Source organism: Nonomuraea glycinis (genome assembly GCF_035920485.1).
GTDB lineage: Bacteria > Actinomycetota > Actinomycetes > Streptosporangiales > Streptosporangiaceae > Nonomuraea > Nonomuraea glycinis.
This window is the reverse complement of record NZ_CP109166.1, coordinates 4,659,981-4,681,864: the sequence shown is the minus strand read 5'-3', so window position 1 is coordinate 4,681,864 and position 21,884 is coordinate 4,659,981. Positions and strand designations below refer to the sequence as shown.

General features: G+C 69.1%; 24 protein-coding genes. 11 read left to right on the top strand and 13 right to left on the bottom strand.

Going from position 1 to position 21,884, the window contains the following annotated elements; translation table 11 throughout:
• The first annotated feature begins 76 nt into the window (after positions 1-76).
• The 4 genes from OHA68_RS22165 to OHA68_RS22150 all read left to right on the top strand — a co-directional run bounded on the left by OHA68_RS22165 (position 77) and on the right by OHA68_RS22150 (position 3,390).
• Positions 77-670 (top strand): helix-turn-helix domain-containing protein, encoded by a 594-nt coding sequence (locus tag OHA68_RS22165; RefSeq protein WP_189138515.1) that lies wholly within the window; start codon positions 77-79, stop codon positions 668-670.
• A gap of 63 nt (positions 671-733) precedes the next feature.
• Positions 734-1,216 carry a MarR family transcriptional regulator gene (locus OHA68_RS22160; RefSeq protein WP_327109343.1) on the top strand — a complete coding sequence of 161 codons (483 nt, stop codon included), beginning with the start codon at positions 734-736 and terminating at the stop codon, positions 1,214-1,216.
• An 11-nt stretch (positions 1,217-1,227) separates the two neighbouring features.
• Entirely contained in the window at positions 1,228-2,463 is a 1,236-nt protein-coding gene (locus OHA68_RS22155) for an epoxide hydrolase family protein (RefSeq protein ID WP_327109342.1), read from the top strand.
• 69 nt (positions 2,464-2,532) lie between these two features.
• Entirely contained in the window at positions 2,533-3,390 is an 858-nt protein-coding gene (locus OHA68_RS22150) for an MBL fold metallo-hydrolase (protein WP_327109341.1), read from the top strand.
• 33 nt (positions 3,391-3,423) lie between these two features.
• On the opposite strand, the gene OHA68_RS22145 is transcribed toward OHA68_RS22150, so the two are convergent.
• Together OHA68_RS22145 and OHA68_RS22140 are read right to left on the bottom strand one after the other, a co-directional pair.
• Positions 3,424-4,155 carry an alpha/beta fold hydrolase gene (locus OHA68_RS22145; protein WP_327109340.1) on the bottom strand — a complete coding sequence of 244 codons (732 nt, stop codon included), beginning with the start codon at positions 4,153-4,155 and terminating at the stop codon, positions 3,424-3,426.
• Between the two features lie 45 nt (positions 4,156-4,200).
• Positions 4,201-4,353 carry a hypothetical protein gene (locus OHA68_RS22140; protein ID WP_327109339.1) on the bottom strand — a complete coding sequence of 51 codons (153 nt, stop codon included), beginning with the start codon at positions 4,351-4,353 and terminating at the stop codon, positions 4,201-4,203.
• Between the two features lie 63 nt (positions 4,354-4,416).
• Between OHA68_RS22140 and OHA68_RS22135 the strand changes: the two genes are divergently transcribed.
• Complete coding sequence (locus tag OHA68_RS22135; RefSeq protein WP_327109338.1) at positions 4,417-4,788, top strand: hypothetical protein; 372 nt, start codon at positions 4,417-4,419, stop codon at positions 4,786-4,788.
• Positions 4,785-5,162 (top strand): helix-turn-helix domain-containing protein, encoded by a 378-nt coding sequence (locus OHA68_RS22130; protein WP_327109337.1) that lies wholly within the window; start codon positions 4,785-4,787, stop codon positions 5,160-5,162. Before OHA68_RS22135 ends, OHA68_RS22130 begins: the two co-directional genes overlap by 4 nt.
• A 76-nt stretch (positions 5,163-5,238) precedes the next feature.
• Here OHA68_RS22130 and OHA68_RS22125 read toward each other — a convergent pair whose 3' ends face one another.
• Positions 5,239-6,201 carry a threonine ammonia-lyase gene (locus OHA68_RS22125; RefSeq protein WP_327109336.1) on the bottom strand — a complete coding sequence of 321 codons (963 nt, stop codon included), beginning with the start codon at positions 6,199-6,201 and terminating at the stop codon, positions 5,239-5,241.
• A gap of 79 nt (positions 6,202-6,280) precedes the next feature.
• On the bottom strand, positions 6,281-7,129 hold the full coding sequence (locus OHA68_RS22120; protein WP_327109335.1) for a phosphotransferase: 849 nt from the start codon (positions 7,127-7,129) through the stop codon (positions 6,281-6,283).
• A gap of 175 nt (positions 7,130-7,304) precedes the next feature.
• Between OHA68_RS22120 and OHA68_RS22115 the strand changes: the two genes are divergently transcribed.
• On the top strand, positions 7,305-7,943 hold the full coding sequence (locus OHA68_RS22115) for an HD domain-containing protein (protein WP_327109334.1): 639 nt from the start codon (positions 7,305-7,307) through the stop codon (positions 7,941-7,943).
• Between the two features lie 133 nt (positions 7,944-8,076).
• Here OHA68_RS22115 and OHA68_RS22110 read toward each other — a convergent pair whose 3' ends face one another.
• The 5 genes from OHA68_RS22110 to OHA68_RS22090 all read right to left on the bottom strand — a co-directional run bounded on the left by OHA68_RS22110 (position 8,077) and on the right by OHA68_RS22090 (position 13,837).
• Complete coding sequence (locus tag OHA68_RS22110) at positions 8,077-9,603, bottom strand: glycoside hydrolase family 13 protein (RefSeq protein WP_327109333.1); 1,527 nt, start codon at positions 9,601-9,603, stop codon at positions 8,077-8,079.
• A gap of 2 nt (positions 9,604-9,605) precedes the next feature.
• Positions 9,606-10,538: a carbohydrate ABC transporter permease gene (locus OHA68_RS22105; protein ID WP_189138526.1), complete on the bottom strand. Its 933-nt coding sequence runs from the start codon at positions 10,536-10,538 to the stop codon at positions 9,606-9,608.
• Entirely contained in the window at positions 10,535-11,401 is an 867-nt protein-coding gene (locus OHA68_RS22100) for a carbohydrate ABC transporter permease (RefSeq protein WP_189138527.1), read from the bottom strand. Before OHA68_RS22100 ends, OHA68_RS22105 begins: the two co-directional genes overlap by 4 nt.
• Before the next feature lie 5 nt (positions 11,402-11,406).
• On the bottom strand, positions 11,407-12,750 hold the full coding sequence (locus OHA68_RS22095) for an ABC transporter substrate-binding protein (RefSeq protein ID WP_327109332.1): 1,344 nt from the start codon (positions 12,748-12,750) through the stop codon (positions 11,407-11,409).
• 94 nt (positions 12,751-12,844) lie between these two features.
• Positions 12,845-13,837, bottom strand: a complete 993-nt coding sequence (locus tag OHA68_RS22090; RefSeq protein WP_327109331.1) for a LacI family DNA-binding transcriptional regulator — start codon at positions 13,835-13,837, stop codon at positions 12,845-12,847.
• 241 nt (positions 13,838-14,078) lie between these two features.
• Between OHA68_RS22090 and OHA68_RS22085 the strand changes: the two genes are divergently transcribed.
• On the top strand, positions 14,079-17,339 hold the full coding sequence (locus tag OHA68_RS22085) for a discoidin domain-containing protein (protein ID WP_327109330.1): 3,261 nt from the start codon (positions 14,079-14,081) through the stop codon (positions 17,337-17,339).
• Here the strand turns inward: OHA68_RS22085 and OHA68_RS22080 are convergent.
• The gene (locus OHA68_RS22080; RefSeq protein ID WP_189138531.1) at positions 17,336-18,208 is read right to left on the bottom strand and encodes a sugar kinase; all 873 of its coding nucleotides are present in this window, start codon (positions 18,206-18,208) and stop codon (positions 17,336-17,338) included. The genes OHA68_RS22085 and OHA68_RS22080 overlap by 4 nt on opposite strands.
• Positions 18,209-18,398: 190 nt before the next feature.
• Between OHA68_RS22080 and OHA68_RS22075 the strand changes: the two genes are divergently transcribed.
• The 3 genes from OHA68_RS22075 to OHA68_RS22065 all read left to right on the top strand — a co-directional run bounded on the left by OHA68_RS22075 (position 18,399) and on the right by OHA68_RS22065 (position 20,235).
• Complete coding sequence (locus OHA68_RS22075) at positions 18,399-19,145, top strand: hypothetical protein (protein ID WP_327109329.1); 747 nt, start codon at positions 18,399-18,401, stop codon at positions 19,143-19,145.
• A gap of 97 nt (positions 19,146-19,242) precedes the next feature.
• The gene (locus OHA68_RS22070; RefSeq protein WP_327109328.1) at positions 19,243-19,956 is read left to right on the top strand and encodes a maleylpyruvate isomerase family mycothiol-dependent enzyme; all 714 of its coding nucleotides are present in this window, start codon (positions 19,243-19,245) and stop codon (positions 19,954-19,956) included.
• A 3-nt stretch (positions 19,957-19,959) separates the two neighbouring features.
• Positions 19,960-20,235, top strand: a complete 276-nt coding sequence (locus OHA68_RS22065) for a DUF6343 family protein (RefSeq protein ID WP_327109327.1) — start codon at positions 19,960-19,962, stop codon at positions 20,233-20,235.
• Here OHA68_RS22065 and OHA68_RS22060 read toward each other — a convergent pair.
• The 3 genes from OHA68_RS22060 to OHA68_RS22050 form a co-directional block, all read right to left on the bottom strand.
• Positions 20,203-20,535 (bottom strand): DUF3040 domain-containing protein, encoded by a 333-nt coding sequence (locus tag OHA68_RS22060; RefSeq protein ID WP_327109326.1) that lies wholly within the window; start codon positions 20,533-20,535, stop codon positions 20,203-20,205. The two genes, OHA68_RS22065 and OHA68_RS22060, sit on opposite strands and share 33 nt — an antisense overlap.
• Before the next feature lie 188 nt (positions 20,536-20,723).
• Positions 20,724-20,969 carry a type B 50S ribosomal protein L31 gene (locus OHA68_RS22055; RefSeq protein WP_189138535.1) on the bottom strand — a complete coding sequence of 82 codons (246 nt, stop codon included), beginning with the start codon at positions 20,967-20,969 and terminating at the stop codon, positions 20,724-20,726.
• A gap of 28 nt (positions 20,970-20,997) precedes the next feature.
• Entirely contained in the window at positions 20,998-21,756 is a 759-nt protein-coding gene (locus tag OHA68_RS22050; RefSeq protein WP_327109325.1) for an SDR family NAD(P)-dependent oxidoreductase, read from the bottom strand.
• Positions 21,757-21,884: the final 128 nt, after the last annotated feature.

The following is a 21,884-nucleotide window of genomic DNA, read 5'->3' as shown; positions in this document are numbered from 1 at the left end:
CTCGTTAACCTATGTCTGTACACGCGGGCCCGAATTGCGGCCGTGTTAAACCCTTGTGACAACCAGTGCGGAGCACATGACAGACCTGGAAGCGGTCAGCAGCGAGTTCCTGGGCAGGCGGCTACGTGAGCTCCGCCTGCGGTCGGGCAAGTCGCTGCGCGCGGTGGCGCGCGAGCTCGGCATCTCGGCCAGCGCGGTCTCCCAGATCGAGCGGGGCCAGATGCGCCCGTCGGTGAGCAGGCTGATCGCCTTCGTCTCCGCCATCGACGTCCCCCTGGCCGCCGTGTTCGATCAGCCGGACAGCCCTGACCAGGAGCCCACGCAGACCTTCGCGATCCGGCGCTCGTGGGAGGTCTCACCCATCCGCCTCGACGGCGGCGTCACCTTCCGCCGGCTCTCCCCCGTGCCGGCCCCCGACGTGGAATTCTTCGAGTCGACCTACCCGCCGGGCGCGGTCTCCACGGCGCACGGCCAGTTCCTCAAGCACGACGGGTACGAGGTCGGCACGGTGACCTCGGGCGAACTGACCATCGAGTTCGAATCCGAGCTGGTCATCCTGGCCCCCGGCGACTCGATCACCTTCCCCTGCACCCGCCCCCACATCATCGGCAACCGCTCCCCCGACACGACGGCGGTGGCCACCTGGCTGATCGTCCACCGCAGCATCTGAAGGCGCGCAGCTTTCGCTCCTTTAAATAGGAAGCTTATATAGGTTGCTGATAGAATGCGGAGCATGTCCCTGATTCCGTCGCCTACCGGCCTGGACGTCGAAGCGCTGGACCTCGCCATGGAGCAGTTCACGGCGGCGTTCATCCGCCTGGCGTCGGTTGAGCAGATGAGCTTTACCACCTTGGGTGTCCTGCACACTCTGGCGGGCACCGGACCGATGCGGCTGTCTGAACTGACGGCGAGCGAGCGAGTCACCCAACCGGCGATGACGCAGCTCGTCACCCGGCTCGAGCGGGACGGCCTGGCCGTGCGGTCCCCGGACCCCTCGGACCGCCGGGCGGTGCTGGTGCAGGTCACGCCCGCCGGTGCCAAGGTGGTCGAATCGCGGCGAAAGGAGCGCATCGGCCGCCTGGCCGTCCTGGCCGGCCGGCTCGACGCGCACCACCGGCAGGCACTCGCCGCGTCGCTGCCCGCGCTCCTCGAAATGGCCCGGCTCGCCGCCCAACCACCCAGTGGGCCGACGGCACCGCTTCGCCCCGCCCAGTAAGGAACCACGCCATGACCACCCCGCACGGCTTCCCCCTGGAGCCCACCCCGATCCATGTGTCCGACGAGGTCCTTGATGACCTGCGCGCCCGTCTCACACTGACCCGTCCGCCGCTGGACGAGGGAAATGCGGACTGGTCCTACGGCGTCCCGGACAGCTATCTCCGCGAGCTGGTCGCCTACTGGCGGGACGACTACGACTGGCACAAGGCCGAGGCCGCCATCAACGCCTACGAGCACTACCAGGTGAGCGTCGCCGGTGTCCCGGTGCACTTCATGCGCAAGCCCGGCCGCGGCCCCCGCCCGATCCCGTTGATCCTCACCCACGGCTGGCCGTGGACGTTCTGGCACTGGTCGAAGGTGATCGACCCGCTCGCCGACCCGGCCGCGTTCGGCGGTGATCCCGCCGACGCGTTCGACGTCATCGTGCCGTCCCTGCCCGGCTTCGGCTTCCCCGGCCCGCTCACCGGCTTTTCGGACGTCAACTTCTGGAAGGTCTCCGACCTCTGGCACACCCTGATGACCGAGACCCTGGGATACGAGAAGTACGCCGCCGGGGGCTGCGACATCGGCGGGATCGTCACCAGCCAGCTCGGCCACAAGTACGCCGACGAGCTGTACGGCATCCACATCGGCTCTGGGTTGCCGCTCGACTTCTTCACCGGCCCCCGCGCCTGGGACTTCGCCCGGAATCGGCCCCTCACCGACGACCAGCCCGCCGATGCCCGCGCCCGCATCATCGAGCTGGACCACCGCTCGGCGTCCCACCTCGCCGTGCACATGCTCGACGGCGCCACCCTGGCCCACGGGCTGAGCGACTCACCCGCCGGACTGCTCGCCTGGCTGCTGGAGCGCTGGAACGCCTGGAGCGACAACGGCGGCGACGTCGAGTCCGTCTTCACCAAGGACGACCTGCTCACCCACGCCACGATCTACTGGGTGAACAACTCCATCGCCACGTCGATGCGTTACTACGCCAACGCCAACCGCTACCCCTGGACCCCCGCCCACGACCGCGCCCCGGTCGTGCAGGCCCCGGTCGGCCTCACCTTCGTCACGTACGAGAACCCGCCCGGCATCCACACCGCCAACGAGCGCGTCCGGGCGTTCAAGACCGGCCCGCAGGCCGACTGGTTCAACCACGTCAACGTCAACGCCCACGACCACGGCGGCCACTTCATCCCCTGGGAGAACCCCGACGCCTGGGTGAGCGACCTGCGCCGCACCTTCCACGGCCGCAGGCCCTGACCGACCCTGCAGAAGCCGGCGCCGGGGCCGCGTCACCACCCGTGTGCGAGGCATGGCAAGATCGCGGCCATGTCCCTCAGCGTTCCCCGCCTCCGGATCGGCGCGACCGAGATCATCGCTCTCGCCGATGCTGAGGGCCCATTCTTCTCCCCGCGCGCCGAGGCCTTCCCCGAGGCCACGGCCGCTCAGTGGGCCGAGGCCGACCGCTACGACCCGGGCGCGGTCGACGCCGAGGGCCGCTGGCGGCTCCAGTTCCGCGCGTACGCGATCCGCGGCGACAAGGGCCTCACCATCGTGGACGCCGGGATCGGTCCAGCGGACAGCCCGGCCCGGTCGTGGGCGCCCGTGCCCGGTACGCTCCCCGAATCGCTCGCCGCCGCGGGCATCGACCCGGCCGACGTCGACACCGTGGTGCTCACGCATCTGCACACCGACCACGTCGGATGGGCGGTCGTGACCGAGGCGGCCGTCCCATCAGCGGGCGACGCCCCTGCACCCGGCGGCGCGACCAGCGACCGCCGCCCCTACTTCCCGAACGCCGAATACCTGCTCCAGCGGGCCGAGTTCGACGCACTCGACGCGCTCAACCCGCAGCTTCGCGAGACCCTCACCGACCCCCTCGTGGCGGCCGGTCGGCTCCGGCTCCTCGACGGTGACACGCCGCTGCGGGCCGGGCGCACGGTCGCCACGCCCGGTCACACGCCCGGGCACCAGAGCGTGCTGGTCGCCGACGGGCGCGAGCTGGCGCTCATCACCGGCGACCTCCTGGTGCACGCGCTCCAACTGCTCCACCCCGAGCTCGCCTACGCGCACGAGATCGACCCCGAGGCGGCCAGGCACTCAAGGAAGCGCCTGCTCGGCCGCGAAACCGCCACCACGCTGCACTTGGCGACACCGCACCTGACGGAGCCGTTCATCTCGGCGTGATCGCGTCCGCGGACTACGACCGCATCGGACTGCTCACCATCTGTCGGCCAGGATCTGGGCGAACAGATCCGGGCGCTGCAGGGGGATGCCATGGCCGCAGTCCGGCACGGAGATCAGCCGGCTGCCCGGAAGAGAGCCGTGGATGGCGCGGGCGGAATCATGCATCAGCTTCCGTTCCCGCTCCCCCACCATCACCAGCGCCGGGTTCTTGAAGTCGGCCCAGCCGGCGGGGAGGGTGAAGCGGACGTTCTCGCCGACGGAGGCGAGAAGAGTCGCACGGCTCATACGAGCGCTGTCGCGAAGGTAGTCGGCCAGAAGCTCCTCCGGGATGAACAGCTCCTTCGCCTGAAGCCTCGCGAACCACCGTTGCCGGGCGAGCGGTGCGGTCGCGGCGAGGAGCCCCAGGGTCGCGCGCGGGAACCGAAGAGGCTCGGCCTGCGCGCTCACGATCACGACATCGGTGACCAGATCGGGTCGCGTCGCGGCGAGGAGTATCGCGAGCTGCGCACCCAACGAGAACCCGGCGACCATCGCGCCGTGCGGCGCGCGCTCCTCCAGCACTCGCGCGACAGCTTGAACGGTCTCCTCATGCGATCGATACGCTTCGCCCGCACTGCGGCCATGGCCAGGAAGGTCAGGAACGATCACGTGAGCCGTCGTTCCGAGCCGCTCCAGCACCGGACGCCACATCCACCCCGCAACGCCACCACCATGCAGCAACACAAGAGCAGGAGCGTGTACGTCTCCGGCCTCCAGGACATACATGCCCTGGATCCTCTCATCCGCAGAGCCCTGGCCATCACTCGGTGCTCACGTGCGGACCCAGCGGTGGTAGGCGTCCAGGTCGACGTTGCTGCCGCAGAGGATGGTGGCCACATGGCGTCCGGCGAACCGATCAGGGTCCTCCAGAACGGCGGCGACGCCGATTGAGGGGCCATGACATCGATATGACTTGAAAGGCATATGGCTTCAATGACATAATGAAGCCTGTGGACATCGATTGGCCGGCCGAATTCGGCACGTGGCTTGACCCGGCTCGAAGCAGAAGCCGGAGCAGGCGACCAGCGATCCAAGCTGCTGCTGGTGTTCACGGCCCGTGCCTTGGATCAGCTTCGGCATTTGACCGAGCCGCCAACCCCTGAGGCGGAAACGGCCACGTTGCGGTGGGTTCGTCGGTCGCGCCGCCATCAACTTTGGCGAGTGTCGCACGCCTACCATCCGGAGGTGGCTGTGCGATTGATCTGCTGGTTTCCACCGAACACGGGGAAGGCCGTCGTGGCGCTGTTCGCCGGAGACAAGGCGAAACTGGGAGATCTGTTCTACGACAGCGTGGCCACACGCGCCGATGGACTGATCGATCAGTGGAAGCGGGAGACTGCGTTTGAGGAGAAGCCATGACCGAGCCTGAGACAACCTTCGTCCGTGGCAATGAGCACCTGGATCGGCTGCTCGCCGATCCAGACCTTGCCGCAGACGTTGCCGTGGCGCACAAGGCGGCCGAGGAGATGGACCGTGTCCACGCCATGAACCTGGCGATGATCCGCAAGGCCGGACAGATGACCCAAGCTGAGGTGGCCAAGAAACTCGGCGTGGGACAGGGCGTGGTATCTCGGCTGGAGAACCGCAACGACATGCTGTTGTCCACCCTGTTCGACTACCTCACGGCAACGGGAGCCGAAAGTGCCAGCATCGTCGTGACCGTCCATGGTCGCCGCATCGAACTTGACCTGGCACAGCTGGGCAACACTTCCTCTGAACGGCGATCAGCCTGATCCGTCCTTTCCAAGTAGAGCGATGTCCGGGCCGAACTCGTGGCGGACTCTGGTCGTCCTGGCCGGCTCCGGTGACCTACCTGCGGACCCAGCGGTGGTAGGTGTCCAGGTCGACGTTGCTGCCGCAGATGATGGTGGCCACGTGGCGTCCGGCGAACCGATCAGGGTCCTCCAGAACGGCGGCGACGCCGAGGGCCGCCGAGGGTTCGACGATGAGTCCCGCGTGCTCCAGGAGCATCCGCATGCCCGCGATGATCGACGCCTCCTGGACCAGGACGGCGTCGTCAGCCACCTCCAGGAGGTCGTCCAGGACTGCGGGGATGGGGTGGCGGCCGGCGACGCCGTCGGCGATGGTGTCGGTGGAGTCGGTGGTGATGACCCGGCGCTCGTGCCACGAGCGGGTCATCGCGGGAGCGCCGAGAGGCTGTACGCAGATCACCTCGACCGCCGGCAGCAGGGTCTTCAGGACGTGGCCCACGCCGGTGGCCATGGCGCCGCCGCCCAAGGCGATCAGGACGGTGTCGAAGGAGGGCGTACCGCTCGCCAGCTCCAGGCCGATGGTCGCCGCGCCCTCGCAGGTCTCAATGTCCAGGCTGTCCTCGACCAAGCGGATGCCGCGCTGTCGTGCGATGCTCGCCGCCCGCTCGCGGGCCGTGTCGAAGTCGCCTTCCACCAGCTCCAGCTCCGCACCCAGGGCGCGGATGCGATCGAGCTTGGCGGTGGGCGCCCGGCGCGAGGCCACGACCGTCACGTCGAGGCCACGGCGGCGACCCGACCAGGCGAGCGCCTGGCCGAGGTTGCCGGCGCTCGCGCACACCACGGCCGACCGGCCCTGGTCGGCCAGCAGGCTCGCGACGAGTTCGGTGCCCCGGCCCTTGAAGCTGCGGACCGGGTTCGCCGTTTCCAGCTTGATGCTCACCGTGCAGCCAAGGTGACCGGCCAGCGCGTCGCACTCGTACAGCGGGGTGTCCAGGAATCTCGGATCGATCACCTGGCGAGCCGCGCGGATCCGGTCAAGGTTCAGGCGCGTGTTGAGCACGAACGGATTCATAGCCCCAAATTTCATCATTCACAGTGCCAACCCGCCGAACCTCCACCCGGCGCGTCGGGCCGAGAGGTCAAGCCCGGTCCAGGCCGCGGCGGTCGAGTGCGGCTCGAACCCGGTTGAGTCCCTCCGCTCTCCAGTGGTGCCGGTCGGGAAACTGGTCGTCCCGGCGCCAGCGCCAGGTCGAGAACAACGCCCACATCACGGCGCGGCACTGGTGGATCAGGTCGTGGTCGGCCTCCGGACAGTGCTCGTCGACGTCTTCGGGGGCATGGGCGAGGTCGAACTCGATCGGCCCAGTGCAGCACGTCGCGAGGTCCACGAAGAGCGGCCCTCTCCTCGTGTTGAGCAGGTTGCCCGGATGCGGCTCGCCGTGCAGCAGCTGCTCGCCGGCCTCCCCGCCGCTGATCGCGGCGCTCACGCTCTTGAGTGTGGTGCTGAGCAGCTCCCGGTCGGGGCCGGACAGCTCCGGAGTCTGCTCCCGGTCGCTCACCTCGCTCAGCGCGCCGGCGATGCGCTCGGTGACGTGCGGCGCCGCCAGATCGACCTTGCGCAGGGCGGCATGGTGCCGCATGAGCGCGTCCGCGTAGTCGGCCGGGGCGATCTCCGCTCCCAACGGTTCGTAGTAGGTCCAGAACGAGAGGGCGAAGTCGTCACGCAGGTGGACTCGGGGTTCGACCCGAGGATCAAGCTCAGCCACCGGGCCGTCGACTTCGGCGAGACGGCGAGCGACCTCGACTTCGAACGCGAAGTCGGCTCGATGCGCCGAGGGGGCGACCCGAACGAGAACATCGCAAGGGAGCAGGCGCATCGCGATGCGGTCCGAGTTATGGATGACGGCCGCATCGTCGACCTCAAGGCCCAGCGCGGCGGCGGCCGCCCTCGCGGTCTCGACCGCGCGCCGGGTTTCCGATGTGTCCATACCGTTCTCCCTTGATCTCCGAGTACACGTCTGGGTACCACACGCGTGCTCGAATCGCTCGCGGAAAAAGGGCTCGCCGCCGGTGTGTGGAGGCCATACGAAGGCGGTTCGCGCGCCGCTCGGCGGGCAGCATGAAACTCGGACATATCGTGACATAGCCGGGAGGTCAAAGGTCATGCCTGAGACCATCGCAGGGTTGGAGATACCTCAGACAGCGGCGGTCGCTGAAGCAACCGGGCTCATCCGGGAGACGAGCAAGCCCCTCATCTACCACCACTCCCGGCGGGTCTTCCTCTTCGGCCTGATCCACGCGCACAGGCTGAGCGTGAAACCGGACCCGGAGCTGCTCTACCTGGCGGCCATGTTCCACGACACCGGCCTGCTGACCCCCTTTTCCGACGTCGAGCAGCGCTTCGAAGTGGACGGCGCCGACCACGCGCGCACGTTCCTCCTGGACCGGGGCTTCTCGCCGGCCGCCGCCGACACCGTCTGGACGGCGATCGCCCTGCACACCACGCCGGGCATCCCCGGCCGGATGGCCCCGGAGATCGCGACCACCCACCTCGGCGTCCTGACCGACCTGCTCGGCTTGGGCTGGGACGGCCTGGACCACGATCAGGTGGCCGAAATCCTCGCCGTCCACCCACGGGGGGACTTCAAGAACGAGTTCCTGCGCACCTACGTCGACGGACTCAAGAACCGCCCCGAAACCACGAACGGCACCGTGAACGCCGACGTCCTCGAACACTTCATCCCGGACTTCCAGCGCACGAAGACAGTCGAACGCATCATCGGCTCACCATGGCCGAGCTGACACCCCACCTCACGCCTGGGGGTCCGGGGGGGCCGGAGGCCACCGGCGAGGGGGTCCGGGGGAGCTCGGCTCCCCCGGACAGCGCGGCCCAAGCTCGTAACGCGCGAAGCGCGCTCAAGCGAGGCCCATGCCGTTAACTCGCCGAATGTGGGGCCAGCCAGGCGGTGGTGTCGGGGGGTAGGGCGCCGTCCTCCAGGGGGGCGCTGGTCAGGAGGATCTCTCCCGCAGGCAGTGGTACGGCCTCCGCGCCCAGGTTGGTCACGCAGGTCAGCCCGGAGTCCCGGGTGAAGGCCAGCACGGCCGGGGAGTACGGGAGCCAGCTCAGGGTCCCGTCACCCAGGTACGAGCGCCGCAGGCGCAGGCCGGCGCGGTAGAGGTTGAGCATGGAGTCCAGGTCGGGGAGTTGGGCTTCGGCGGAGAGTTTGCGCCAGCTTTCCGGCTGGGGCAGCCACGGCTCCGTGCGGCCGGGGCTGAAGCCGAACGGGGGTTCGTCGCCCGACCAGGGCAGCGGCACTCGGCAGCCGTCCCGGCCGGGGTTGGTGCCGCCGGAGCGGGCGTACATCGGGTCCTGGCGCAGCTCGTCCGGCAGGTACTCGACCTCGGGCAGGCCGAGCTCTTCGCCCTGGTAGACGTACAGGCCGCCGGGCAGGGCCATGGCCAGCAGGGCGGCGGCGCGGGCGCGGCGGTAGCCGAGCTCGGCGTCGGAGGGGGTGCCGTGCAGGGCGCCGCCGTGGGCGAAGCTGGTGTCGGCGCGGCCGTACCTGGTCACGGGGCGGGTGACGTCGTGGTTGGACAGCACCCACGTCGGCGGGGCGCCGACGGGGGCGTGGGTGGCGAGGGTGAGGTCGATGACCCGGCGCAGCTCGGCGGGGTCCCAGGGGCAGGACAGGAAGTCGAAGTTGAAGGCAGTGTGCAGCTCGTCGGGGCGCAGGTAGCGGGCGAAGCGTTCCTGGTCGGGCAGCCACAGCTCGCCGATCAGGACGCGCTCGTCGTAGGAGTCGGAGACCTGCCGCCAGCGGCGGTAGACGTCGTGCACCCCGTCGAGGTCCTCGTAGGCGGTGTCCGACTTGAGCAGCAGGGCCGCCGAGTCGATGCGGACGCCGTCGACGCCGCGATCGAACCAGAAGCGGAGCACGTCCTCGAACTCGGCGTGCACCTCCGGGTTGTCCCAGTTGAAGTCCGGCTGTTCGGGAGCGAACAGGTGCAGGTACCACTGGCCGTCCGGCACCTGGGTCCAGGCGGGGCCGCCGAAGATGGACCGCCAGTCGTTCGGCTCGTCGCGGAACCAGAAGCGGTCCCTGGTCGACGGGTCGGTCAGGGCTTCCTGGAACCAGGCGCTGGCGGTGGAGCTGTGGTTCGGCACCACGTCGATGATGACCTTGATGTCCAGCTCGTGCGCCTCGGTGATGAACGCCTCCGCCTCGGCGAGGGTGCCGAAGACCGGCTCGATGTCGCGGTAGTCGGCCACGTCGTAGCCGCCGTCGGCCATCGGTGACGGATACCACGGGTTCAGCCAGATGGCGTCGGCGCCGAGGTCTTTCAGGTACGGCAGGCGGGATCGGAGCCCGGCCAGGTCGCCGACACCGTCGCCGTTGCCGTCGGCGAAACTGCGCAGGTAGACCTGGTAGATCGCGGCCCCCCGCCACCACGTGTTCGGCATGCTCATCCTTTGATGGATCCGGCGGTCAGGCCCGCCATGATGTGACGTTGGAAGATGAAGAAGACGATGATCGTCGGGACGCTCGCGACGACCAGGCCGCCCATGATGGCGTTCTGCGAGACCATGCCCGCGGTCTGCGACAGGCCGACGCTGAGCGTCATCTTGTCGCTGTCGGTCATGACCAGCAGCGGCCAGACGAAGTCCTTGAAGGAGGTGACGATGGTGAAGATGGACACCACGCCGAGGATCGGCCGGGAGATCGGCAGCACCACCGACCAGAGCACCCGCAGCGGGCCGGCGCCGTCGATCTGCGCCGCCTCGATCAGCTCCCTGGGGATCGAGTCGAAGAAGCGCTTGAGCAGGAAGATGTTGAACCCGTTGGCCGCCGCGGGGAACCACAGCCCCCACGGATTGTTCAACAATCCCAGGTCCACCACCGTGACGTAGAGCGGGATCAGCACGACCATGGCCGGGATCATCAGGGTGGCCAGCATCGCGCCGAGGATGACGCCGCCGAACATCGGCCGCAGCCTCGACAGCGCGTACGCCGCCGACACGTCCACCGCCATGCAGAACAGCCACCCGCCGAAGGAGTAGTAGGCGGTGTTCCACAGCAAGGTGCCGAGGTCGAACAGGTCCCACGCCTCGACGTAGGAGTCCAGGGTGGGCTCGGCCGGGAAGAGGGTCGGCGGCATCTGGGCGATCTCCTCGCCCGTCTTCATGGCGCCGGTGATCATCCAGTAGAGCGGGAAGAGGAAGATCAGGGTGAAACTCACCACGATCGTGACCAGCACGGCCCAGTAGATCCGCCTGCCCCACCGGCTGTTGAGCTGGAGCGGGGAGATGATCGTACGGAACTGGGACTCGATCGGTCTGCCACGCCTTCGCCTGGCCCTGCCGCGCCGGGTGCCGGCCCGGGCGCCGACGGAGATCATGTCTTGTCCTCCCGGGTGAGCCGGAGCTGGAAGGCGGCGAAGGCGAGCAGCACGATCATGAGCATCATGCCGAGGGCGCCGGCGGAGCCGTAGTTCTGGTAGGTGAACGCGTACTGGAACAGCAGGTAGGCGACGGTGACGGTGGAGTTCTCCGGGCCGCCGCCGGTGAGCATGTACGGCTCGATGAAGACCTGCATGGTGGCGACGATCTGGAGCATCAGCATGAGGAGCAGGATGAGCCGGGTCTGCGGGATCGTGACGTGCCTGATCCGTTTCCAGATGCCGGCCCCGTCCAGCTCGGCGGCCTCGTACAGCTCTGACGGGATGTTCTGCAGGGCGGCGAGGTAGATGAGCGTGGCGCTGCCCATGTTCATCCAGGTCGAGACGATGACCAGGGAGATCAGGGCGGTGGTCGGGGAGTCGAGCCAGGCCAGGCCGGGCAGCTGGAAGAAGCCCAGAACCTGGTTGAACAGCCCGGGCCCCGGATCGAAGAACCACCTGAACAGCAGCACCGCGACGATCGGCGGCAGCATGACCGGCAGGTAGACCACGAACCTGAGGTAGGCCCGGGCGTGGCGCAACTCGTTGAGCACGACGGCGACGACGAACGGTACGACGTAGCCGCAGGCCAGCGCGAGGAACGTGAACTGCAGCGTGGCCAGCCAGGCGTCGGCGAAGGCCGGATCGCTGACGGCGTAGCTGAAGTTGTCCAGCCCCACCCAGGTGGGCGGGTCGATCAGGTTGGTCGACTGGAAGCTCAGGATGAACTCCCTGGCCATCGGGTACCAGGCGAACACCGCGAAGCAGAGCAGTGCCGCGCACAGGAACCCGTAGGCCGTCAGATTGCGCCTCAGAACCGGCATACAGGTCAGCCCTTGGCGGCCAGCACGGCGTTCGCCTTGGTCTCGGCGTCGGCGAGCAGCTTGTCGAGGTCGGCGTCCTTACGGCTGAGCACGCCCGACATGACCACGTCGAGGATCGCGTAGAGCTCCTGGGCGTGCGGCGGCTCGGCCTTCGGCGGGATGGTGGCGGCGGCCTGGACGTACGGCTCGTAGTTCTCGACCGGGAGGGTGGCGTTGGTCTTGCGGTCGGCCTGGAGGGCCTTGCCGGTGGCCGAGTCGCCGTAGACGTCGTTGTCGGGCACGCCCACGGGGTTGCCGATGGTCTTGCCGCGGGCGAAGTCGAAGCGGCCCTTGCCGACGGTGTTGAAGCGGAAGTCGATCCACTGCAGCCCGGCCTTGGCCTCGGCGGGCGTCGCCTTCGGGTTGACCATGAACGCCTCGCCGCCGCTGAGCGACGCCTTGGCCTCAGGGAAGCCGGTGATGCCGTAGTCGGCGACGTTGCCCTTGAACTTGTTGACCACGTCGGTGACCACGTCGGGGGCGCCGAGCATCATGCCGACCTTGCCGCTGCCCATCGCCATCATCAGCGACTCCCAGCCGACCAGGAGCTTGTTGCCCATGCTGTCGTCGGTCCAGCGCATGTCGTGCAGGGTCTGCAGGACGGCCTTGCCCTCGGGCGAGTTGAAGGCGGCCTGCTTGTTGTCGGGGGTCAGGATGTTGCCGCCGCGACCGTAGATGGCCTGGGTGAAGTGCCAGCCGCCGGTGTTGCCGCCGGAGTACTCGCCGTAGCCGACGTGGCCGGAGCCGAGCCCGGCGATCTTCTTGGCGGCCTCACGGACCTCGGCCCAGGTCGTGGGAGGCGTGTTGGGGTCGAGGCCGGCGTCGGTGAAGAGCTTGCGGTTGTAGACCAGGCCGACGCCGTAGTGCACGTTGGGCACGCCGTAGGTCTTGCCGTCCTTGGTGACCAGCTCGCGCACGTCGGTGCGCAGATCGTTCCAGTTCTTGATCTCGCCGGTGTACGCCGAGATGTCCAGGGCCTGGCTCTTGCCGATCACGTCGTCGTAGTTGGTGACGGGCACCACGAAGACGGTCTCCATCTGGCCGCCGGCCAGCTTCGGCCCGAACGTCTTGGGGTCGAAGCACGGCTGCTGGTCGGTGCTCTTCACGGTCACGCCGGGGTGCGCCTTCATGAAGGTGGCCACGTCGTCGTCCCACGCCTGGCGCTCCTTGGGCGCCGACTTGGCGGGCTGACAGGCGACCGTGATCGTCACCTGCTCGGCGGCACCGGCCGTGGGCGTGGCCGGCTCGCCCGACCCACAGGCGGACAGGCCGAGCGCGGTGACGACTAAGAGTCCGGTGGCTCTCTTCATTGATCTGGCCCTTCTGATGCGAGGTGCCCACACCATAGGATCGTCAACGAGAGTCCGCAAGATTTCGACGACCTATTGCAAGATAACGACTGAGTTACGAAGCCCGAACCCTCGCCGTGGAGGCCCGTACGACCAGCTCCGGTTCGAAGAGCAACTCGTCCGCCGACACCGCGGCCTTGTCGATCTGGGCCACCAGCAGGTCGACCGCGGCCCGGCCCATCGCGTCGATCGGCTGGCGGACCGTGGTCAGCGGCGGGTCGGTGCAGTTCATCAGGGCGGAGTCGTCGAAGCCGATCACCGACACGTCGCCGGGCACGGTCAGCCCCGCGCGCCGGGTGGCCCGGACCGTGCCGAGCGCGAGCAGGTCGCTGGCGCAGATCACCGCGGTCACGCCGCGCCTGACCAGCCGGGTCGCCGCGGCGTGCCCGCCTTCGAGCGCGAACATGGTGTGCTCGACCAGCTCGGGGTCACCGCCCTCGGCCAGGAAGGTCTCCAGCTTGCGCCGGGACGGGATGTGGTCCCTGGGCCCCAGCACCATGCCGACACGCTCGTGGCCCAGCGCCCGGAGGTGACCCAGCGCCATCTCGGCGGCCACCACGTCGTCGCACGACACCTGCGGGAACTCCAGGCGCTCCACGGCGGCGTTGACCAGCACCGTCGGCAGCTTGCGCTCGTGCAGCAGCTCGTAGTGCCCGTGCGCGGCGTCGGCCTGGGCGTACAGGCCGCCGGCGAAGACCACGCCGCTGACCTGCTGCTGCAGCAGCAGGTCGACGTAGTCGGCCTCGGACACGCCACCGACGGTCCTGGTGCACAGCACGGAGGTGAACCCCTGCTGGGCCAGGGCGCCGCCGACCACCTCGGCGAAGGCGGGGAAGATCGGGTTCTGCAGCTCGGGCAGGACCAGGCCGACCAGGCGGGCGCGGTCGCCGCGCAGCTGGGTGGGGCGCTCGTAGCCGAGCACGTCGAGCGCCGTCAGCACGGCCTCGCGGGTGGCGTCGGACACCCCCGGCTTGGCGTTGAGCACGCGGCTCACGGTCGCCTCGCTCACCCCGACCTTCTTGGCCACGTCTGCGAGTCGTCGCGTCATGCGCAAACTATACGACAGAATACGCAAACACTTGCAACCGCTTACGTTGAATCGACGGCTCGCCTTGCACGAGGCGGGAGGCGTACATCCTGGTCTGTCACCCAGCTTGACCAGGAACAGAGACCGACGGGCCACTGCCGCAGTCAGTCAATTCTTTGCGCAATTCAGTCGAAATATTGCTGAGATCTGCTGGACATCTTATGGTGCGCCCAACCGCACTTCTTCCGAAGGGCCACCCCCCATGAGAGCACTTTTAGCCGCCCTCACCCTGGTCATCTCCGTCCTCGTCGCCCCGCTCCCGGCGGCGGCCGACACCAATCTCGCGGCGGGCCGGACCGCCATCGCCAGCGGCCACACCGACGTCTACCGGGCCGCCAACGTCACCGACGGCGACCAGGCCACCTACTGGGAGTCTCCTAACAACGCCTTCCCCCAATGGGTCCAGGTCGACCTGGGCGCCACCGCCACCGTCAACGGACTCACCCTCGAACTGCCCGCCGGCTGGCCCAGCAGGACGCAGACACTGACCGTCGAGGGCAGCGCCGACGGCACGAGCTTCACCACGATCAAGGCGTCGGCCACCTACACCTTCGCCCCCACCGCCACCGTCGCCGTCAGCGCGAGCACCCGCTACGTCCGCCTGCGCTTCACCGCCAACACCGGCTGGCCCGCCGGCCAGCTCTCCGAGTTCGAGGTGTACGGCGAGCGCGGCACGAATCCAGAACCGGGGGCGAACCTGGCGATCGGCAAGCAGATCGACGCCTCCTCGCACACCCACACCTACGTGGCGGCCCACGCCAACGACAACGACCTGGACACCTACTGGGAAGGCGCCGCCTACCCGAACACGCTGACCGTCAAGCTGGGCGCCAACGCCGACCTCACCTCGGTGGTGCTCAAGCTGAACCCGGCCCCCATCTGGGGCAGGCGCACCCAGACCATCCAGGTGCTCGGCCGTGAGCAGAGCGGACGCGACTTCGACGTCCTCGTCCCGCAGGCCACGTACACCTTCGACCCCGCCGCCGGGAACGCCGTGACCATCCCGGTCACCGCCACGGCCGCCGACGTGCGGCTGCGGATCACCGCCAACTCCGGCGCACCGGGCGGGCAGGTGGCCGAGTTCCAGATCTTCGGCGAACCGGCGGACAACCCGGACCTGACCGTCACCGGACTGACCTCGGCCCCGGCCGCACCGACCGAGACCGACGCGATCGAGCTGTCGGCCACGGTCAGGAACACCGGCACCGCCGCCTCGGCCGCCACCTCCGTCGCCTTCTACCTGGGCGACGACAAGGCCGGCAGCGCGAACGTCGGCGCACTGGCCCCCGGCGCCTCGGCCACCGTCTCCGCCGGCATCGGCACCCAGGACGCCGCCAGCTACGCGATCAGCGCCAAGGTCGACGAGGACGGGGACGTCTTCGAGCAGGACGAGACCAACAACACCGCCACCGGCACCCTGACCGTGCGGCCGGTCGACACCGCCGACCTGGTCGCCGCCCCGGTGGCCTGGACCCCGAGCAACCCCGCCCGCGGCGACACCGTGACCTTCTCGGTGGCCGTCAAGAACCAGGGCACCCGGGCCAGCGGCGGCGGCTCCCACGGCATCACGCTCACCGTGACGAACCCGGCCGGCGACGTCGTACGGACCCTCACCGGGTCCGCCAGCGGCGTGCTCGCCCCCGGCGCCACCAGCGCCCCGGTCAACCTCGGCACCTGGACCGCCGCCGACGGCCGGCACACGGTCAAGGTCGTGCTCGCCGCCGACCCGGAGGAACTACCGGTCAAACGGGACAACAACACCAGCACGCATCCCCTCTTCGTCGGCCGCGGCGCCAGCATGCCGTACGACATGTACGAGGCCGAGGACGCCGCGGTCGGCGGCGGCGCCACCCGCGTCGGCCCGAACCGGACCATCGGCGACCTGGCGGGCGAGGCGTCCGGGCGGCGCGCGGTGACGCTCGGCGGCACCGGCTCCTACGTCGAGTTCACCACCCGCGCCAGCACGAACACGCTGGTCACCAGGTTCTCCATGCCGGACGCGCCGGGCGGCGGCGGCATCGACTCCACCCTGAACGTCTACGTCAACGGCGCCTTCCACAAGGCCATCGCCCTGACCTCGCGGCACGCCTGGCTGTACGGCCCGGAGTCGGAGCCGAACAACAACCCCTCCTCCGGCCCGGCCCGGCACATCTACGACGAGGCCAACGTCATGCTGAACGCCACCGTCCCGGCGGGCAGCAGGATCAGGCTGCAGAAGGACGCGGCCAACACCTCCACCTACACGATCGACTTCGTCAACTTCGAGCAGGTCGCGCCGCTGGCCAACCCGGACCCGGCCCGTTATGCCGTACCGGCCGGATTCACCCACCAGGACGTGCAGAACGCGCTCGACCGGGCCCGCCAGGACAGTGCGCTCACCGGCGTCTACCTGCCCCCGGGCGACTACCAGACGGCGAACAAGTTCCAGGTGTACGGCAAGGCCGTCAAGGTCGTCGGCGCCGGGCCGTGGTACACCCGCTTCCACGCGCCGGCCGGGCAGACCAACACCGACCTCGGGTTCCGGGCGGACGCGACGGCCAACGGCTCGACGTTCGCGAGCTTCGCCTACTTCGGCAACTACACCGCGCGCATCGACGGGCCGGGCAAGGTGTTCGACCTCAGCAACGTGTCGAACATCACGATCGAGGACCTCTGGGTGGAGCATCAGGTCTGCATGTACTGGGGCACCAACACCGACAACATGGTCATCAGGAACTCGCGGATCCGGAACGTCTTCGCCGACGGGCTCAACCTCACCAACGGCAGCACCGGCAACCGGATCTCCGACATCGAGACCAGGTCGACCGGTGACGACAGCTTCGCGCTGTTCTCCGCCACCGACAACAACCAGGGCGAGCAGCACGGCAACGTCTTCGAGAACCTCACCTCGCTGCTCACCTGGCGGGCCGCGGGCGTGGCCGTCTACGGCGGCTACGACAACGTCTTCAGGAACATCTACGTCGCCGACACGCTGGTCTACTCCGGCATCACGATCAGCTCGCTGGACTTCGGGTACCCGATGCACGGCTTCGGCGCCAGCCCGCCCACCCGGTTCGAGAACATCTCCCTCGTCAGGGCCGGCGGGCACTTCTGGGGCGCGCAGACCTTCCCCGCCCTGTGGGTGTTCTCGTCGTCGAAGGTGTTCCAGGGCATCCGGATCAGCGGCCTGGACATCGTGGACCCGACGTACTCGGGGATCATGTTCCAGACGGGCTACGACCGCAGCGGACAGCCGCTGAACCCGGTGACGGACACCGTCTTCGACAACGTCTCCATCAGCGGGGCGCGCAAGAGCGGTGACGCCTTCGACGCCAAGTCCGGCTTCGGCATCTGGGTCAACGAGATGCCCGAGACCGGCCAGGGCCCGGCCATCGGCTCGGCCACCTTCACCGGCCTGAGGTTCGCCGACAACGCGCAGAACATCAAGAACACGACGTCGACCTTCACCCTCACCGTCAACTAGAGCTCGGCCCTGGTGGGCAGCCCCTGCCAGTCGCTCGCGCTGGTCACCGCGGCGGCGCTCAGCAGCGTCCCGCGGTGCAGGCGCTCGGGCGGGGTCAGCCCGTCCAGGGCCGCGCTGATGTATCCGGCCACGAACGCCTCCGCCGAGCCGGAGGTGTCCACCACCGGCACCTGCGGGCCCGGAGCGTCGTAGCGCATGCGGTCCGACCGTACGCTCGCGCCCTTCGCGCCGCGGTCCACCACGACCTCGCGCTCGGGCGTGAGCGCGGGCTTGACCAGGTCCAGCTCGTCCTGATGAACGAAGAGCAGATGGGAGTCACAGGCCAGCTCGGTCAGCGCGTCCTCCGCCTCGCGCACCGAGGCCCACAGCTCGGGGCGGTAGTCGACGGCGAAGGAGATCATCACCTCGGCGTTCCTGGCCGCGCTCACCGCCGCGCGCACCGCCTCCAGCGCGTCCCGGCCCAGCGCCGCCGTGACCCCGGAGACGTGCAGCATCTTCGACGCCCCGATCCGGTCGATCGGCACGTTCCCGGGGGTCAGTCCCGACCCGGCCGAGCCGGCGCGGAAATGGGTGACGTGCGGGCTCAGACCCACCCGGGTGTCACGCAGCAGCAGGCCGGTCCGGCCACCCTGCGTCACCCGCACGTCGGCGGCGTCGACGCCCTCGCCCCGCAGCACCGTCAGCACCCGGGCGCCCAGCTCGTCGGCACCCACTTTGCCCAGGTAGGCGCAGCTGTGGCCGAGCCTGGCCAAGGCGACGGCGAGGGTGAACTCGGGCCCGCAGACATCGAGCCGGGCCTCGTGCTCGTGCCGGACCCGGCCGCTGGACACGACACCCAGTGCCTCGCCCAGCGTGTAAACGTCGATCATGAGCACAGACTGTAGTCGGTGAAGGTCACGTCAAAATTTTTTCCTGGCGACAGTGCAGGTGACGGCTGTGATCAGATTTTTCCCGCAACTTTAGACAACCTTTTCCTCATACTGTGGCTCTTAGTAGTAGAGGAAGTTGGCCGTCCCGGGCCGACTTCAACGTGATACGGGGAGAGGAATCAGCACCCTCATGCGAAAGCTCGCTGTAGGAATCATCTCCGCCCTGGCCGGCGGAACCATGTTGATGTTCGGTGGCGTCGCCACCGCCAGCACCACGACCACGGCCGCCCCTGAGGTCGAGATCGTCGACATCTCACCGAACCCGGTGGTGGTCAAGTGGGGCGGCGAGACGACCGCCAGCTTCAAGGTCAACGCGTCCTCGGACGTCGAGAAGGTCGAGCTCAGCGTCGAGCCGCTCACCCGCGGCCCGCGGGCGCTCGCGGCCAAGGACATCAAGCCGCTGGAGGACTGGCGCTTCTCGGTGCCGTTCGACTCCCGCGACTACGAGGGCAAGTGGCGCGCCACCGCCGTGGCCTTCGACAAGGACGGCAAGCGCGTCGCCAGAGACACGTCGTTCTTCGCCGTGGACATCGAGAAGCGCCGGACGAAGGCCGCCACGCGGATCATCGGCTTCGAGGCCTCGCCGTCCAGGGTCTTCAAGGGCCGGTCCGTCAACCTCTCCGGCCGCCTGCTGGTCAAGGACGGCAGGGGCTGGGACACCGTTCGCAACGCGGAGGTCTCCCTCTTCTACCGTGCGAACGGCTCCAGCGGCTGGAAGTGGGTCGACTCCGACCGTACCGACCGTCGTGGCAAGTTCGACACCAGGACCCGTCCCTTCAAGAGCGGCAGCTACAAGGCCGTCTACAAGGGCAGCTTCAGGACCGAAGGCACGTCCAGCGACACCGAGTACGTGCGCGTCATCCGGTTCCGCCGCTAGTCAACTCTGAGTGAGGGCCCGGCCGTCTCGGCCGGGCCTTCGCCATGTACGGGAGCTCATCGGTGAGAGGCGGCCCCTCGGGGGTAGCGACGCACGTATGGGTGACGACCTGCTGCACGAACTCGACCGGTTCGACCCGTTCGACATCTTCGACGCCGAGGCGGCCAGGCTCGACCGGTTCTTCGCCGGCCTGGACGCCGACGGCTGGCGGCGCCCCTCCCGGGCCGCCGGCTGGTCGGTCCGCGACGTGCTCGGCCACCTGGCGGGCGAGGAGCTCTACAATCAGGCCTGTCTCGACGGCACGCTGCAGGACCTGCTCTCCCTGATGGCGAGGGAGGGCATCAACGGCTACAACGACTTCAACGAGTGGTGTGTACGGCAACGCCGCGACGTACCCGTCGACGAGGTGCTGCGGGAGTGGCGTACCAAGAACGGCGACACCCGCCGCCGCATGCGGGCGCTGGGCCCGGACGCGCTGCTGGAGACCATGGCCGGTCCCTATCCGGTGGGCAGGCAGGCCTTCCATTACGACTCCGAGTACGCCACCCACGCCGACGACGTGGCCGCCCCCGTCGCCGAGGAGGAGGCCGAGGGCCGTACGCGCTGGCGGGTGGCGATGGGCCGGTTCGCGCTGGCCGAGAGCGAGTCCAAGGCGCAGGTGGAGCAGACGGCCGAGCAGATCTGGGTGTCCGCGGGCGGGGTGAGCGCCTCCCTGTCCCCGCCCGAGTTCGTCGAGGCTACGGTAGGCCGGCTGCCCGAAGGCCATCCGCTGGATCCGCGGCTGGTCTCGGCCCTGCGCTGCCTGGCCTGACCGATGATGTGGCTACGTAACCGCGAGGGCACCGAGCCCGCGACCGCGCGCAGCCCCGTGCGCGTCCGCAGGATCCTTTCCGTGACCGCGCTCGTGCTCACCACCGTGGCGGCCGTCTTCTTCGTCTCGCGGGCGCTGAGCACCGGCGAGGAGGTCTGGGTCTGGGAGGCGGCGATCGCGGCCGTGGTGGCCGTCATCGCCGCCGTCGACCTGCTGGTGCTCAGGCACCGCCGCTCACGCCGCCGCTCACGCCATCACGACGGCCAGCACCAGCAGTAGGAGGGTCAGCGCCACGATCGCCACGATCAGCCACACGCGGCCGACTCGCCGGCCGGGCCGCGCGCCGGACGCCCGCTCGCCGGCCGGCCGCTCGGGTTCGGCTCGCCTGATCGGCTCGTCGCCGGGGATCGGGGTCGCGTCCCGGGCGCGCGGCAGGTCGTCCTCCTTGCGCTGAGCCGGTACGCCGTCCGACTCGATCTTGTTGATCGCCGCGACACGCCGGGCGAGCTCGGGGTCATCCTGCTCCAGACCCTGCTCGATTTCAGCGAGGATGCGGCGTTCCTTCCCAGAGAGACTCATTATGCGATCACCATCGCTCCCACGCCGGTAAAGCCCTTGTACCCGCAAGTAACCGGCGCATGCGGACTCTTCGGCGCAGAACGCTCTTCTGTCCGCAATGCTCTTGAATTGGGGCAGGAACGACGAAGCCCCCGCCCGCTCCGGCGTTGGTCAGGCCGGGCGGGACGGGGGCGGCGCGCTCACGCGCGTCACATCGTGCCGTAGCGCTGCTTGAAGCGCTCGACCCTCCCGGCGGTGTCCAGCACGCGGCCGCGGCCGGTGTAGAACGGGTGGCTCGCGGAGGAGACGTCGACGTCGACGACGGGGTAGGTCCGGCCGTCCGTCCACTCGACGGTCCTGTCGCCGGCCACGGTGGACCGGGTGAGCATGGCGAACCCGACGCTGGGGTCACGGAAGACGACTGGCCGGTAGGACGGGTGCAGGTTCTTCTTCATGCCCCCTCCAACCCGGTGGCAACGGTTTTCATTCCCGAGCCTCGGGATCCAGTCCCAGAACCGAGCGACCACCGTCGACGGGCAGGGTCACACCGCTCACGAACGAGGCCTCGGGGGAGAGCAGGTACGCCACCGCGGCGGCGATCTCGGCCGTGGTGGCGACCCGGCCCAGTGGGTGCAGCCGGGCCATCTCCGCCTCGACCCCGGCCGCCTCCGTCCCCTGTCCGGCCAGGAACCGCTCGTAGCGCTCCGTCGCCACCGAGCCCGGCGCCACCGCGTTCACCCGGATGCCGCTCCTGCCGTACTCGACCGCGAGTGCCCTGGTCAGGCCCTCGACGGCGGCCTTGGCCGTCGAGTACGGCAGGCTGCCGGGGACCGCCCGGCGCGCCTGGTGCGAGGTGACGTTCACGATGGCCCCAGCCGTACCTGCGGCCAGATAGCGGCGCACGGCGGTGGCGCAGCCGACGACCGCCAGCCCGAGATTGGCCGTGATCAGGGCGAGGACCTCGGCGGTCGGGGCGGAGTGGACGGAGGCGTCCCCGAAGACGGCGGCGTTGTTGACCCACCCCGAGAGCGTGCCCGCCTCCTCGGCGAGGTCGGCGGCGCGGGCGCCGACGGCCTCGTCGGCCGCGTCCCCGATCACGGGGATGACCCGGGGGCCGGCCCAGTCGAGGGCGCCCGGAGCGTGTTCGACGACGACCACGGTGTCCTCCTCCCCCAGGAGCCGCTGCACGACGGCTCGCCCGATCCCTCGTCCGCCACCGGTCACCACATAAGACAGGCTCATAACGGTCCGCCATTCCCCCGATATGCCGATAATCACGGTATTTCCGGCCATTTCGGGAGTAAGGCATGGCGGCGCTCGCCGACTCGGAGCACTCTCGCGGGTGGCCTACGATCGCCGTGGGCGAACCT

What these genes read in the sequence shown, in the direction of transcription:
- OHA68_RS22080 (WP_189138531.1), bottom strand. Translation starts at nt 18,208, where the DNA reads ATGATCGACGTTTACACGCTGGGCGAGGCACTGGGTGTCGTGTCCAGC.
- OHA68_RS22070 (WP_327109328.1), top strand. Translation starts at nt 19,243, where the DNA reads ATGGGTGACGACCTGCTGCACGAACTCGACCGGTTCGACCCGTTCGAC.
- OHA68_RS22065 (WP_327109327.1), top strand. Translation starts at nt 19,960, where the DNA reads ATGATGTGGCTACGTAACCGCGAGGGCACCGAGCCCGCGACCGCGCGC.
- OHA68_RS22155 (WP_327109342.1), top strand. Translation starts at nt 1,228, where the DNA reads ATGACCACCCCGCACGGCTTCCCCCTGGAGCCCACCCCGATCCATGTG.
- OHA68_RS22145 (WP_327109340.1), bottom strand. Translation starts at nt 4,155, where the DNA reads ATGTATGTCCTGGAGGCCGGAGACGTACACGCTCCTGCTCTTGTGTTG.
- OHA68_RS22115 (WP_327109334.1), top strand. Translation starts at nt 7,305, where the DNA reads ATGCCTGAGACCATCGCAGGGTTGGAGATACCTCAGACAGCGGCGGTC.
- OHA68_RS22060 (WP_327109326.1), bottom strand. Translation starts at nt 20,535, where the DNA reads ATGAGTCTCTCTGGGAAGGAACGCCGCATCCTCGCTGAAATCGAGCAG.
- OHA68_RS22140 (WP_327109339.1), bottom strand. Translation starts at nt 4,353, where the DNA reads ATGCCTTTCAAGTCATATCGATGTCATGGCCCCTCAATCGGCGTCGCC.
- OHA68_RS22150 (WP_327109341.1), top strand. Translation starts at nt 2,533, where the DNA reads ATGTCCCTCAGCGTTCCCCGCCTCCGGATCGGCGCGACCGAGATCATC.
- OHA68_RS22120 (WP_327109335.1), bottom strand. Translation starts at nt 7,129, where the DNA reads ATGGACACATCGGAAACCCGGCGCGCGGTCGAGACCGCGAGGGCGGCC.
- OHA68_RS22050 (WP_327109325.1), bottom strand. Translation starts at nt 21,756, where the DNA reads ATGAGCCTGTCTTATGTGGTGACCGGTGGCGGACGAGGGATCGGGCGA.
- OHA68_RS22105 (WP_189138526.1), bottom strand. Translation starts at nt 10,538, where the DNA reads ATGATCTCCGTCGGCGCCCGGGCCGGCACCCGGCGCGGCAGGGCCAGG.
- OHA68_RS22165 (WP_189138515.1), top strand. Translation starts at nt 77, where the DNA reads ATGACAGACCTGGAAGCGGTCAGCAGCGAGTTCCTGGGCAGGCGGCTA.
- OHA68_RS22075 (WP_327109329.1), top strand. Translation starts at nt 18,399, where the DNA reads ATGCGAAAGCTCGCTGTAGGAATCATCTCCGCCCTGGCCGGCGGAACC.
- OHA68_RS22130 (WP_327109337.1), top strand. Translation starts at nt 4,785, where the DNA reads ATGACCGAGCCTGAGACAACCTTCGTCCGTGGCAATGAGCACCTGGAT.
- OHA68_RS22055 (WP_189138535.1), bottom strand. Translation starts at nt 20,969, where the DNA reads ATGAAGAAGAACCTGCACCCGTCCTACCGGCCAGTCGTCTTCCGTGAC.
- OHA68_RS22085 (WP_327109330.1), top strand. Translation starts at nt 14,079, where the DNA reads ATGAGAGCACTTTTAGCCGCCCTCACCCTGGTCATCTCCGTCCTCGTC.
- OHA68_RS22110 (WP_327109333.1), bottom strand. Translation starts at nt 9,603, where the DNA reads ATGCCGAACACGTGGTGGCGGGGGGCCGCGATCTACCAGGTCTACCTG.
- OHA68_RS22160 (WP_327109343.1), top strand. Translation starts at nt 734, where the DNA reads ATGTCCCTGATTCCGTCGCCTACCGGCCTGGACGTCGAAGCGCTGGAC.
- OHA68_RS22090 (WP_327109331.1), bottom strand. Translation starts at nt 13,837, where the DNA reads ATGACGCGACGACTCGCAGACGTGGCCAAGAAGGTCGGGGTGAGCGAG.
- OHA68_RS22095 (WP_327109332.1), bottom strand. Translation starts at nt 12,750, where the DNA reads ATGAAGAGAGCCACCGGACTCTTAGTCGTCACCGCGCTCGGCCTGTCC.
- OHA68_RS22100 (WP_189138527.1), bottom strand. Translation starts at nt 11,401, where the DNA reads ATGCCGGTTCTGAGGCGCAATCTGACGGCCTACGGGTTCCTGTGCGCG.